Genomic DNA, 12,962 nt, shown 5'->3' with positions numbered 1-12,962 from the left:
ATGAGCGATTCAAACCAGACCATGCGTGCGGCCCTTGAAAGCAGCGACATGCTGATTATTGACGGGCTGCACGCCTGGGATTTTTCTCTGGATGATGTGCAATTGCTCATCAAGTGCATGGATGGCCGCGCCGAAAAGCGCTGGAGTTTTACACCCCAACAGCTCGACGCGGCGGTTTTTGACGACAGCCTGCAAAGCTGGACCCTCGTGGGCGACTCGGGCGAGCACCGCCTGGTCTGCCTCAGCGCATTGAGCGCAAGCAATGATGACGACGCGTGTGAGGTGGTTGATGAAGCTTAAATGGTTGCCGCTGTTGATGGCCTCAAGCGTGGGCGCGATGTCGGCGCAGGCGTCCTCCGAGCGTGAAGTGGAGTTGCTTGTCGGTTCGTATACCCAGGGCAAAAGCCAGGGCATCTACCGCTTGCAATTCGACAGCGAAAAAGGGCGTATCACCCCTGAACCGCTGCAAGTGTTCAAATCGGCCAACCCTTCATGGCTGACACTGTCCGCCGACCAGCAGCGGCTGTTCGTGGTCAACGAAAACGGCAAAGGCCAGGCGGATGGGGTGGGGCGCGTGAGCAGTGTCGCGATCAACCCGAAAACCCATGAGCTGACGCTGGTCAATCAGGTCAAAACCCTGGGCGAAGAGCCCACGCACTCCAGCCTGAGCCATGATGAGCGTTATCTGTTTGTGGCCAACTATGGCGTGCATGCCGACCCCGGCGGCAGCCTGGCGGTGTTGCCGATCAATGCGCAGGGCCAGTTGCAGCCCGTGACCCAAATGAGCAGCCACCCGGCCAGCCGGGTCAACCCTGAACGCCAGTTGTCCGCGCACGTGCACTCGGTGGTGTCATCCCCGGACGGCCACTTCGTCTATGCCAGCGATCTAGGCGCCGACAAGATTTTTGTCTACCGCTACGACCCCGCAGCCAACCCCGAGCATCCGCTGATCCCCGCCGAACCGGCTGCCATTGAACTGCCTGCCGGCAGTGGTCCGCGCCACCTGTTGTTCGCGCGCGATGGCAAACACGCTTACCTGACCACAGAAATGAGTGCTCAGGTATTTGTGTTCGATTACGACAACGGTCAGCTCAAACAGCGTCAGGCGGTAGAACTGGCTCCGGGCCAACCGGCCGGTAACCGCGCCGCAGGCGGCCTGCACACCAGCGCCGACGGCAAGTTCCTGTACGTCAGTAACCGGGGCAAGGCCAACGAATTGCTGGTCTTTGCGATTAACCCCGCCAATGGCGAGTTGACGCATCTGCAGCGCCGCTCCGTTGAAGGCGATCACCCCCGTGAGTTCGCCCTCAGCCCTAACGGCAAGTTTGTACTGATCGCCAACCAGATGAGCAACAACATCGTGGTCGTGGAACGCGATCCGCAGACCGGCAAGCTGGGCGACACCGTACAACACCTGTCGATGGACGCACCGTCCGACCTCAAGTTCATCAACCGGCCGTAACCCTGGGCGGCTGCGTCCCTGCGCAGGGGTCGACAAGCGCAGGGACGTGGCGGCCCTTTTACGCCCTTAACCCCTGTCGCTCAGGGCTGTTTGGCCATCACCGCCGTGAACAGCCCTGAGGCGAGGAAGCGTTCGAGCCAGGCCTGCAATTTAGGGTAGGGCGCTTGCGCGAACCACGCGCGGTCCACGTGGGCGAATTGGCGTATGAACGGCGCGAGCGCCACGTCGGCCAGGGTCAACGTGGTGCCGGTCAGGTAAGGGGTGTGTTCAAGCAGGCACTCAAGCCGCTGTAACACAACCGCCCCTTGCGCCCGGTAATGCTCCATCGGGTATTCGGGGTAGCGCACGGCGTACTTGTAGCGGTCCAGCAGCCCCTTGAAGCGGGTGTCGTTTTCTTCAATCAACGCTTCGATCAAAGGCCGGTCCGCTGGCAGCCAAATGTCGGGGTCGTTCTGACTCAGGGCCCAGTGCATGATCTCCAGACTCTGCTCGATGACCCGGCCGTCGGCGCACACCAGCACCGGCACCGTGCCCTTGGGCGAAGCGGCCAGCATGTCGGCGGGCTTGGCTTTGAGGCTGACTTCAATGATCGACACCGGTACTGCGCTGTAGCGCAGGGCCATGCGGGCGCGCATGGCGTAGGGGCAGCGGCGGAACGAGTAGAGGGTGTGCAGGCTCATTTGACCTGCACCGTGCTCAGCCCGTTGCCTTGGCGCTGAACCTGTATCTGCACCGGAATTCGCTCGTGCATTTCCTGCACGTGCGAAATCACCCCGACCTTGCGTCCCTGCGCCTGCAATCCGTCCAGCGCGTCCATCGCCAGTTGCAAGGATTCGGGGTCGAGGCTGCCGAAGCCTTCGTCAATAAACAGCGATTCGATTTTCAGCGTGCTGGACGCCATGGACGCCAGCCCGAGGGCCAAGGCCAGCGACACCAAAAAGGTCTCGCCGCCCGACAACGAATGCACCGAGCGCAGTTCGTCGCCCATTTCCGTGTCCATCACCAGTAACCCCAGCATGCTGCCGCCCCGCTTGAGGCGGTAGCGGCGCACCAGTTGGCGCAGTTGGGCATTGGCGTGATGGACCAACAGGTCGAGGTTATAAGCCTGGGCTATCTTGCGAAATTTGTCCCCGGTACCCGAGCCGATCAAATCACTGAGCCTCGCCCAGCGCTGCCACTCGTCATAGGCCTGCGCCGTGCGCTGCGCCAGCGCTTGATTGGCCTCAGTGCGCCGGTCGTCTTCGGCTTGTTGCGCGCGCAGTCCGGCGCTCAATTGTTCGTTCACCTCCAGTTGAACGTTCAGCGCGTCAAGGGCCTGGGTCAGGGCCTCGGCGTCCAGATTGCCGTTGGCCTGCGCCTGATGCCGGGCGAGTTGCTGTTCGCGTTCCTGAAGCAGAACCCGGGTGTGTTCCAGGTTTTTTTCACTGCCCATCAGACGCTCGCGCAGTGACCGCACCTGTGGCTCGTCATGGGCCAACAATTGATGCAGGCGTGCGTCATCCACGCCCGTGTGCAAGGCACGCCATTGAGCGACCTGCGCCGTTAACGTGGCGTGCTCCTGCTCAAGTGCCTGCAAACGCTCGCGCAGCGCCTTGAGTTCAGCCGTCAGCTGGATCTGCTGGCGGGTGGTAGCCTGCACGGTGTCGCTGGCATGGGCTTGCGCGGTGCGGGCCTGTTCCAGGGCCTGTTCAAGGTGTTGCTGCCAGGCTTCGGCGCTGCTGTGTGGGCCCAGCAGGGCGTGCAGGGCCTGCTTGCTGGCATGTTGCTGCGCGAGCCATTCGTCCAGGGCTTGTTGCAGCGCGTCCTGCTGGGAGCGCTGATGGCTGTGCTGCACCTGCTCGCGCTCGAGGGTCTGGCTGCGCGCCGCATGCTCGGCGAGTTCCTCGCGTTGTTGCTCCAGGTGCGCAAGCCGCTCGGCCACCTGTTGATCCAACGCCATGAAACAGGCCGACGTGTGCGCACGCAGTTCGGCCAGGCGCTCGGCAGGCAACAGGCTGGAGAACGCCGCCAGTTCCTCTTCGAGGCGCTGGGCGTCAGCGTTGAGCTGCACCTGCTGGTCGGCCAGTTGCCGGGCGGCCAACTGGCTGGCGTCGCAGCTGCGCTGGATGTCGCCTTGCAGTTGTGCGGCGTCCCTTTGCAGGGCGAGCAGGGCGTTCTGACGTTCTTCGTCACGGCTGATGCTGTAGTGCAATTGTTCAAGCCGATGGGCCAGCCACGGCGCCCGCTTGGCCGCGGGTTGGTCCTGCCATTGCGCATGGTGCGGGTGCGCCTCCAGGCTGGGGGCGAGTGCCTGTTGGTCGTCCAGCAATTGCTGATGTTGCAGGCGCAGTTCACGCAGTTGTGCATTCAGGCCGCTGACCTGTTCACGCAGTTGGTCGAGGGTGGCCTTGAGTGTGTCCACGGACTTGCGGGCAGCCGCCTCTTCGTTTTCGTCATGGCGCGAAAGGCTTTGCAACAGGGCTTCGGGCTGGTGGTACGGGTGCTCGTGGCTGCCGCAGACCGGGCACGGCTGGTTGTCCTGCAAGTGCTCGCGCAGTTCTTCAACACTGGCGCTGCGGGCCAGTCGCTGGCGTTCCAGCAGTTGGCGGGTGACGTTCAGTGCCTGCTCGGCCGCCTCGTACTGTTTTTTGGTCAGGGTGCCGAGTTCGATCCGCTGTTCGCGTTCTGATTGCAGCGCCTGCAATTTGCTTTGCAGGGCCTGTAGCCGGTCGTCCAGCGCCTGTTGAGTGCTGCTCAGCCGCTGCAAGTCTTCGTAGTCGCGCTGCTGCTGGCGATTGTCCTTGAGCAAGCTGCCCAACGCCTGGATTTGCTCGTTGACGGCGTGGGGTTCGGCCGCCGCTTCCTGAAACAGGATTTCCAGGCTGTTGCGCTGTTCAGTCAGTTGCTGCGCGGCGTGCAGGGCACGTTGCTCCAGGGCCGGCAGCTCGTGTTGACCGGTGCTTAGGGTGGTGCTCAAGCGCACCAGTTGCTGCAAGCGCGGGCGCCAGGCGTCCCAGGCATTGGCCAGCGGCGTCAGTTCAGCGCTGTGCTCAAGCTGTTGGGCAATCTGTGACAGCTGTTCGGTGCTGCGTTGTTGGCGCTCGATCAGGATGTCGAGCCGTTGTTGGCCCGCCGCACTGGCGGTGTCGGCTTGCTGTTTGAGGGCGCGTTGCTTGTCGAGCGTGTCAGTGAGCCGTTGCAGGTTGGCCTGTTCTGTATAGGCCTGCTGCAGTGGCGTGGCGCACTGCTGGTGCATGGCCTGGGCCTGCTCCGTCGCCAGCCGCGCGGCTTCCAGCGTGTGCTTCTGTTGCGCGTGTTGTGCCTCTAGCTGCGCGTGTTGTTGTTGATGGTCGGCCATCTGCGCCGTGAGTGGACGCACCTGCGCGTCCAGCTCGGCCAGCCGTGCAAACTGATGGCGCTGGGGGGCCAGTTGTTCGAGCCAGTGCAAGGTGTCGCGTTCACCGGCCTGGCTGTCCCACAGCCCTTGCGCCTGCTGCAACTGCTCGGCGGCGCTTTGGTGTTGTTCTTGCAGTTCGCGCAAGGTCTTGAGCCAGACGTGTTGCTGCTCCAGCTGTTTGAGCTGGCCTTGCCGGGCCTTGAGCTGTTGTTGGGCCAGGGTGAATTGTTGATCCAGTTCGAGGCGCGCGTCAGGCGACAGGGGCGTAATGCCCACCGCTTGATCCTGTAGCTGCTTGTGCAGGTCGCGGGTTTCCTTGGCCTTGTCGAAAGCGCGTTTGCCCACACGGGTGTACAGCGCAGTGTCGGTGAGTTTTTCCAGCAGTTCGCTGCGTTCGTTGTCGTCGGCCTTGAGGAAGGCGCTGAACTCGCTTTGGGCCAGCATCACGGCGCGGGTGAACTGTTCGAAGTTCAACCCCAGCCGCGCTTCGAGCTGGACCTTGTAATCACCTTTCTGGCTGGCCAGCAATTGATCGCTGTCCAGATCGCGCAGGCTCTGGCGGCTGGCCTGGAGCTTGCCGGTGGCTTTTTCCCGCGCGCGGTTGGCCTCCCAGCGCGCTCGGTAACGGCGTGCGTCGATGCCGAGAAAATCCACTTCGGCATAGCCTTCGCCCGTGCCGCGCCGCAGCAGGGTGCGCGGGTCGCCAGTGGCGATCTCGCCGTCAACATCGGGCACTTTGGCATCGCGGCCGGTGTTGTTCAGGCGCGGCACGGCGCCAAACAACGCCAGGCACAAAGCGTCGAGCAGGGTGCTTTTACCGGCGCCGGTGGGGCCGGTAATGGCGAACAGACCGGCGCTGGCCAGGGGCTCAGCCGTGAAATCCAGTTCAAACGGGCCCGCCAGCGAAGCGAGGTTTTTCAGGCGGATGGCGAGGATTTTCATGGCTGTTCGCCCTCCAGCTGTACGTCGTGCAACAACACGGCAAAGTCCTTGAGGGTCTGTTCATCGGCCTCGCGGCCATAGCTGTCTAGCCAGGCCCGGCTGAACAGCTCTTGCGGGGTCAACTGGTCGAGTTCAATCAGCCGCGCGTTGTCGTCTTCGTCCCCGCGTTTGCCCGTGCCCGCATACTCGGCGCTGATGCGCACCAGGCGCACGGACTTGCCTTGCAACGCGGTTTCAATCTGCTGGCGCAGGTCTGGCTGGGGTTCGTCGAGGATCACCCGCACTTCGAGCCACGGCTGGCGCTGGGTGTCGGCCAGCAGATCAACGTCCGGCACGCCGCTCAGTTGCGAGAGAATTTCGCTCAGTGGCGCCGGGCCGATGCGTTGCAGATTGACCGCACGGGGGATCAGCAAGGGCTCAACGCTGACCAGGGTTTCGCCCTCCAGTTGCACCTCCAGCACCTGATGCGGGTAGCTGATTTCCGAAAAGGACAGGGGAATGGGCGAGCCGCAGTAGCGAATCCGCTCTTCACCATTGACCTTTTGCGGCTTGTGCAAATGCCCGAGGGCCACGTAGCTGATGCTTGGGCCGAACAGGCTGGCGGGGAGGGCTTCGGCGTTGCCGATAATCAGGCTGCGTTCCGAGTCTTCGGAGACCGAACCGCCCGCCATGTGCGCATGGCTGATGGCTACCAGCGCCTGACCGGGCAAGCGTTTGGCATTGGCGGCCTCGATCAGCCACTCATGCACCTGACCGATGCCGCGCAGGTAGTCATCGCCCAAGTGTGCGCCCGTGACCTCGGCGGGGCGCAGGAACGGCAACGCCAGGCACCAGGCCGCGATCTGTCCGGTTGCGTCCGGCAGCGGGATCATCAGGCGCTCGGCATCGAGCTGGCCATCGTCAAGCCACAGCACACGACCCAGCGCGTGGGTGCGCAGGCGCCGCATCAGCGGGGCAGGCAGCTCAATGCGCGAGCCGGAGTCATGGTTGCCGGCAATCATCACGATGGTCAACATGGGGTGCTGTTCATGGGCGCTGACGATGAAGTCGTAAAGGCGTTCCTGGGCTTTGACCGGCGGGTTGACCGTGTCGAAGATGTCCCCGGCAATTAACAGCACGTCGGGTTGCCGGGTGGCCAATTGGGCCAGCAGCCAGTTAAGAAAACAGGCGTGTTCGAAGTCACGTTCCTGGCCATGGAGGTTTTGCCCCAAATGCCAGTCGGAAGTGTGAAACAAGCGCATAACAGAATCCGTTTAAAAAGGTCATCAGCGGTCGCGTCAGGCAGGGAGCATGCCCGTCGCCACCTCGACATTATTTGGGGTAGAGCGGCGGCAGGCTGCTCGGCTCGCTGCCGGGGTCTTGCTCGCGCTCGTGCGCCGGAATGCTGCGAATGGCTTTCCATAACTCTTCGCCTTGCCAGTGCTGGCCGGACTCGCTGTAGAGCGCGCCATTGAGGCCGTCCAGCGCATCGGACAACAACACAAAGCGCGCGGCCATGTCCGCCAAGGTTTCGGGTTGCTGGCGGGCCCAGGCATCGAGTGCCTGGCGGGTCGCTTGCGGGTCGTTGGCCAGGCAGGCGCGTTTGAGATCATCGAGCAGTGTGCGTGGGCTGGGGCCAGTTTGCGCAGCCCGCAAAATGGCCGGCTGCCAGCGGGCGCGCCACCACAGGCCAAAGCCGATCAGCGTCGAGCAACCCAATACAAAGGTGCTGAGTTGCCACAGCCAGAGCGACGATTCATCGCTCAGCGGCCGCGTCGTATCGCTGGCGGCAGGGTCCAGCGCCAGGTCAGGGTTGGCGGCGACTTGCAGCGTGCGCGCCGGTAAGTAGCTGCGCTCAAGGCGATCTTCGTGGGTGTTCCACCACACCACTTCCACCGCGGGCAATTCGACTTGGCCTATGCGGGTGGGCACCAGCGCCTCGCGCTCTTCGCGGCTGCCGATCAGGCCGTTTTCGGTGATTTGATTGCTCAGTTGCGGCAGGTCGGGATAGCGTCGCAAGCCGTTGACGTCGGTGGCGGTGAGTGCGGGCAATTGCGCGCTGGACAGCCCTTGGGCCTTGAGCGTCAGGGTCCGGGTGAGCGAGTCGCCCACCCTGCAGTGATCGGGCTCGGGGTTCCAGGTTTCACTCATGCTCAGGCTGCGTGCGGGCAACCAGGGCGCGGTGCTCGGGTAGTCTTGCGGCTTGGGCTTGACCTTGAGCGGGATGTCCGGCGACGTCACGTGCACCAGTTTTCCCGGTATCGGGCCCAAGGGCGCCGGGGCGTTGGACTGTTGGCTGTCGACCTGGGTGGCGCTGAAAGTTTGCGCAGGCACCAGCAGCTCGCCACTGTGCTGCGGGTAGATCCCGTAGCGCATTTCGATGACGCCGTGGCGCACCCCGTTGATCAGTTTTTCGTAAGTCCGCGACTCGCCGAGCTGTTCGACAATGGCATCGCTCAGGTGCAACGGGGTCAGGCTGCTGTCGTCGTACAGGGCCACCGAGTGGTAAATACGCAGGGTCAGGATGGCCTGGGCCTGCACGTAGACGCTGGACTGGTCGAGGCTGGACTCAATAAAGACCGGAGCCAGTTCGTTGACCGTGGCTTCACTCTGGCTGACGGTCAGGCTGATCGGCTGGCTGTGATAATCGCCCACCTGCAGCGGCGGGATCACCACTGTACCGGTGCGCCTGGGTTGCAGGGTGATGATCCAGCGGGTGTTGGCTTTGTTGCTGTCGCTCAGGTTGGTCAGTTGATTGACCTGCCGCGTACCGCGCACCTCAAACAGGTCGTCGAGGGGGCTGAGGTCGGGCTTGCCAAATTGCGTGGCGTCATTGGATTCCAGCGTCAGCTCAACGGTTTCGCCCGAGTTGAGGTGATCGCGATCGACACTGGCGACCAGCCCCAGTGCCTGGGCGGGCAGTGTCCAGCACCACAGCAAAAGTAACAAAGCACAAAGGCGGTTCATTGAGGCGTGTCCTGATGTTGCTGCTGTTCGTACCAAAATTTTCGTCGCAACAGTTCGCTGGGGTTGTCGGGAATCTGTTTCAACCATTGTTCCAGTGCCTGCCGGTGTTCTTCTTCAATGGGCCGAATGCCTGACGGGGCAGGGTCGGTCGCGGGCGCTGCCTCGGGTTCGCCGGGGGCGGTCGGCGGTGCGTCCGGCTGTTGCGCAGGCTGAGGACTGACCTCGCCAGCAGGCGTCGAAGCCCCGCTCGGGTCTTGCGCAGGACGGGTAGCACCGGGCGCGCCCTGGGGTGGCGTGCTGCCCGGTGATTGGGCGTCAGGTGCCGGGTTTTCGGCCTCGGGGGGGCGTTCGGGCGTGGCGTGGCTTTGCTCATGCTGCTCTTCAAGCAGTTGCTCGATCAAGGCCTTGTTCTGGGCCGCGGCCTGCAACTCGGGCTGACGCTCAAGCGCTTGCTCGTAGGCGTCAATGGCCGCCTCCAGTTCGCCTGCCATGGCCAGTGCATTGCCGCGATTGTAGTGGGCGCTGGCGCTGTTGACCTCGGCGAAACGCTCAGCTGCAGCGGCGTAGTCCCCCGCTTGATACAGCGCCATGCCTTGCCACATCGGGTCTTCGAAGTGCTGCACCGCTTGCAACGGTTTTTTCTGTTCCAGCAGGCGTTGGCCCTGTTGGTCGGGGCGTAGCCACAGGTCGGTGAAACTGAAGGCATAGCTGGGCTGTGGCAGCAAGAACAGCAGCGGCAGGCAGAACAGCCAGCCGCGCCGCCCGGCACAGGCCGCGAGCAGCAACAGGGGCAGCAATAGCCAATAACCCTGGTCAGCCCAGGTGTCCAGGCGTTGGGTCTGGCCGTCCGCGCGCAGGTGGAGTGCGCCGTCCAGCAGGCCGAGCCCGCGCAAGTCGTTGTCATCCAGACGCGCCTGCCGGTAGCGGCCGCCGATGTCCAGCAAGAAACTGCGCAAATCGGGGCTGTCCAGGCGAGGCAACAGAATGGCGCCCTGGTCGTCTTTAAGCAGTTGACCGTTTTCATCGACCACCGGTGCCCCGTCGCGCGTACCGATGCCGAGCATCAGCAACGGTGGCGCATCGCTGCCCAGCCGGCTGCGGATGCCTTCCCGTTCTTGCGCGCTCAGGGAGGAGCCGATCAGCAGCAGTCGCCCTTGGCCCAGTGCGCCCTGATCCAGCAACTGCAAGGCTTTACCGACCGCCAGATCGGCGCGATGGCCGGGTTGAGGCATGATCGAGGGCTTGAGCGCCTCCAACAGGTTGCGGCTGGTGGCCAGGTCGTCAGACAGCGGCACCAGCGTGTGGGCGCTGCCGGCGTACACGATGACCGCCGTTTGCGCGTCACTGCGGTTTTGCAGCAGGTCGTACACCTTGCGCCGCGCTTGTTCCAGGCGAGTGGGCGAGCTGTCCGTGGCCAGCATCTCGGGGGTCAGTTCCAGCATCACCACCAACGGATCGGCGGGTTTTTGCGTGGCTTGCTCCACCCGCTGCCAGCTCGGGCCCATCAGCGCCAGCGCCGCCAGCAGCCAGCCCAGCCCGAGGACAATCCAGGGCAGCTTGCTGTCGCGGCCATTGCCGCCGCTCAGCAGCACCCGTTGAAACGCTACGGGCAAGATCATTTGCCAGCGCCCGGCGCGTTTTTGGCGGTGCCAGAGTTTCCACAGCAGCCAGCCGAGCAGGGGCAATACCGCCAGCCATTCGGGGCGAAACCAGTGCGGCCAGAACGTGTTCATCGGCGTCTCCGCAGGCGCAGCCGCTTAAGGCGCTGGCGCCATTGAGGCAGAGGGTGCAGGCGGTGCTCCTGGGTCAGCCAGCGGTGCAGCAGCGCATTGGGCCACAGTTCGCGAGTCACCATCAGCACACTCAGCAGCAATGCGCCTGCCAGTGGCCAGCTATACAGCGCGTTGGCCGGGCGCGCCTGAGTGGGCTGCTGGGCCACCGGTTCGAGTTGGTCGAGGGTGTCCTTGATCGCGGCAAGCTCTTTGCCGTCATGGGCGCGGAAATACTGGCCGCCGGTCAGCCGGGCGATTTCCTGAAGCGCGGGCTCGTCCAGATCCACCCCGGGGTTGATCCCGAACAGGCCCTTGGTGCTGCTGTCTTCCGGGTCTGCTCCGATGCCGATCGGGTAGATTTTGACGCCTTCTTCAGCGGCCAGGCGCGCGGCGGTCAGCGGGTCGATCTGCCCGCCGTTGTTGGCACCATCGGTGACCAGGATCAGTACGCGGCTCTGGGCCGGACGTTGGCGCAGGCGTTTGAGGGCCAGGCCAATGGCATCGCCAATGGCGGTATTTTTGCCCGCAATGCCAATGCGTGCCTCGTCCAGCCAGGTGCGCACGGTATGCCGATCAAAGGTCAGCGGCGCTTGCAGGTACGCCTGACTGCCGAACAGAATCAGGCCGACACGGTCGCCTTCGCGGTTTTCCAGAAAGTCGCCCAGCAGGCTTTTGACCAGATCGAGGCGACTGACGTCTTCGTCACGCCATTGCATGTCCGGAAAATCCATCGACCCCGAGACGTCAACCGCCACCAGTAAATCGCGGCCACTGGCGGCAATGGGCAGCGGCTCACCGACCCATTGCGGGCGTGCAGCCGCCGTCAGCAGCAACAGCCAGAGCAGCAGGTAGGGCGCCTGTTGGCGCCACGAAGGCAGTGTCGAACGGGCTTTGCGTCGCGCCAGTTCTTCGAGGTCGCTCAGAAAGCTGATTTTGAGCGCCGCTTCGCCACTGTCCGCCACCGGCAACACAGCACGCATCAGCCACGGCAGCGGCAACAGGGCGAACAACCAGGGCCAGGCGAACTCAAACATGTTTGCGGATCCAGGTTTCTACGGCTTGATTGAGCCCGGCAATGGCTTTGTCATCAAGCTTGCATTCGGGTTTGTAGGCGCCTTCTACCAGCACCATCCAGCGCGTCAGCCCGGCGGCGGGGCAACGGTTGTCTAGGAACGCCAGCCATTTGCGGCCATTAAGGGTGTGGCTCTGGCTGTAGGGGTAATGGTTGCGGCACAGACGTTTGAGCAGGCCATTGAGCTGTTGCAGCCAGGCACCGGCGGGTGCGCCGTCGTAAGGTTTTGGAAAGCGCGCAAGTTCTTCAAGCGCCGCCAGACGTACCGGGTCCAGCGGTTGCTCGGTGCGCTTTGGCAGGCGTTTGGCCGGCAAATAGCGGCGTAACCACCACAGGCCCCAGCCCAGCGCAGGAAGGATTACCAGCAGCAGCCACCAACCCGGCGCAGGCGGCCACAGGCCAATGGCCTGAGGCGCAATCAACGGTTGCAGTTGCTCAAGGGTAGTCATAGGGTTTTGCCGGGGCGCTTGGCATTCAGGTAGTCGCGCAATTGTTCGATCATTTCGCTCTGGGTGCTCAAGGGCATCAGCAGCACCCGCAGTTTTTGCGCGAGCAAGGCCCAGCGCGCGATGCGAGCTTCGGCTTGCGCGCGGTAAGCCTGACGCAAATCATAGTTGAGGGTGTCGAGTTCGAGCTGGGCCCCACGTTCGGCAAAGCGCAGCAAGCCCGCTGCAGGCAGCGCATGGTCCAGCGGGTCCGAGAGCGGTAACAGCATCAGGTCGCAATGGCGGGCCAGCAGGCTCAATTGTTGTTCGGCTGCGTCGGTGAGGGCGCGCTCGTCGCAAATCACGATCACCAGGCTGCCGGGCCGCAGCACTTCTCGGGCACGAATCAGTGCCATGCCCAAGGCATCGCGGTCCGATTGCACCTCGGTGTGCAAGGACTGATTGACCCGTACCAGGCGGTTGAGCAGTTGCAGCAGGCTCTGTTTACTGCGTCGCGGCTTGATTTCGTAATGTTCGTGGTCGCCGAATACCAGTCCGCCCACGCGGTCATTGTGGCCCAGCGCTGCCCAACCGATCAGGCTGGCGGCTTGCGCGGCCAGTACGGACTTGAACATCAGCCCCGAGCCGAAAAACAGTCGGCGGCTTTGTTCGGCGAGGATGAAAATCGGCCGTTCGCGTTCCTCATGGAACATCTTGGTGTGGGGCTCAAGGGTGCGGGCTGTGACGCGCCAGTCAATGGTGCGCACATCGTCTCCGGCCTGATACACCCGCACCTGATCGAAATCGACCCCGCGCCCGCGCAGTTTTGAGTGGTGCAGGCCCACCAGCGGGCTGCGCTGGCTGGGCGAGGAAAACAGTTGCACTTCGCGTACCCGATGGCGCATTTCGATCAGCTCGGCCAGGGTCACGCGAATGCCGGGTTCGGCGGGCAGGGGGTTGTTCATCG

General features: G+C 63.5%; 10 protein-coding genes. 2 read left to right on the top strand and 8 right to left on the bottom strand.

Annotation, left to right across the window (positions count from 1 at the left end):
- Together V6F78_RS05695 and V6F78_RS05690 are read left to right on the top strand one after the other, a co-directional pair.
- Positions 1-300: a DUF5629 family protein gene (locus tag V6F78_RS05695; protein ID WP_047294251.1), complete on the top strand. Its 300-nt coding sequence runs from the start codon at positions 1-3 to the stop codon at positions 298-300.
- The gene (locus tag V6F78_RS05690) at positions 290-1,462 is read left to right on the top strand and encodes a lactonase family protein (RefSeq protein WP_047294249.1); all 1,173 of its coding nucleotides are present in this window, start codon (positions 290-292) and stop codon (positions 1,460-1,462) included. Before V6F78_RS05695 ends, V6F78_RS05690 begins: the two co-directional genes overlap by 11 nt.
- A gap of 80 nt (positions 1,463-1,542) precedes the next feature.
- Here the strand turns inward: V6F78_RS05690 and V6F78_RS05685 are convergent, their stop codons facing one another.
- From V6F78_RS05685 to V6F78_RS05650, 8 genes are all read right to left on the bottom strand, one after another.
- Positions 1,543-2,142, bottom strand: coding sequence for a glutathione S-transferase (locus tag V6F78_RS05685; RefSeq protein ID WP_332726809.1), 600 nt, complete (start codon positions 2,140-2,142; stop codon positions 1,543-1,545).
- A complete protein-coding gene (locus V6F78_RS05680) occupies positions 2,139-5,780 on the bottom strand; it encodes an AAA family ATPase (RefSeq protein WP_332726808.1) in 3,642 nt (1,213 codons plus the stop codon). The genes V6F78_RS05685 and V6F78_RS05680 overlap by 4 nt, the downstream gene beginning before the upstream one ends.
- Positions 5,777-7,021, bottom strand: coding sequence for an exonuclease SbcCD subunit D C-terminal domain-containing protein (locus V6F78_RS05675; RefSeq protein ID WP_332726807.1), 1,245 nt, complete (start codon positions 7,019-7,021; stop codon positions 5,777-5,779). The genes V6F78_RS05680 and V6F78_RS05675 overlap by 4 nt, the downstream gene beginning before the upstream one ends.
- Before the next feature lie 70 nt (positions 7,022-7,091).
- Positions 7,092-8,726: a BatD family protein gene (locus V6F78_RS05670; RefSeq protein ID WP_047294242.1), complete on the bottom strand. Its 1,635-nt coding sequence runs from the start codon at positions 8,724-8,726 to the stop codon at positions 7,092-7,094.
- The gene (locus V6F78_RS05665; protein ID WP_094991224.1) at positions 8,723-10,459 is read right to left on the bottom strand and encodes a tetratricopeptide repeat protein; all 1,737 of its coding nucleotides are present in this window, start codon (positions 10,457-10,459) and stop codon (positions 8,723-8,725) included. Before V6F78_RS05665 ends, V6F78_RS05670 begins: the two co-directional genes overlap by 4 nt.
- Positions 10,456-11,532: a vWA domain-containing protein gene (locus tag V6F78_RS05660; RefSeq protein ID WP_332726806.1), complete on the bottom strand. Its 1,077-nt coding sequence runs from the start codon at positions 11,530-11,532 to the stop codon at positions 10,456-10,458. Before V6F78_RS05660 ends, V6F78_RS05665 begins: the two co-directional genes overlap by 4 nt.
- Complete coding sequence (locus V6F78_RS05655) at positions 11,525-12,019, bottom strand: DUF4381 domain-containing protein (protein WP_047275479.1); 495 nt, start codon at positions 12,017-12,019, stop codon at positions 11,525-11,527. Before V6F78_RS05655 ends, V6F78_RS05660 begins: the two co-directional genes overlap by 8 nt.
- Positions 12,016-12,960, bottom strand: coding sequence for a DUF58 domain-containing protein (locus V6F78_RS05650; protein ID WP_047275477.1), 945 nt, complete (start codon positions 12,958-12,960; stop codon positions 12,016-12,018). The genes V6F78_RS05655 and V6F78_RS05650 overlap by 4 nt, the downstream gene beginning before the upstream one ends.
- Between the last annotated feature and the right edge of the window lie 2 nt (positions 12,961-12,962).

The sequence above is a fragment of the Pseudomonas sp. ESBL9 genome, assembly GCF_036668715.1.
GTDB classification, from domain to species: domain Bacteria; phylum Pseudomonadota; class Gammaproteobacteria; order Pseudomonadales; family Pseudomonadaceae; genus Aquipseudomonas; species Aquipseudomonas lundensis.
The sequence above is the reverse complement of the archived record's forward strand: the minus strand, read 5'-3'. Positions and strand labels throughout refer to the sequence as shown.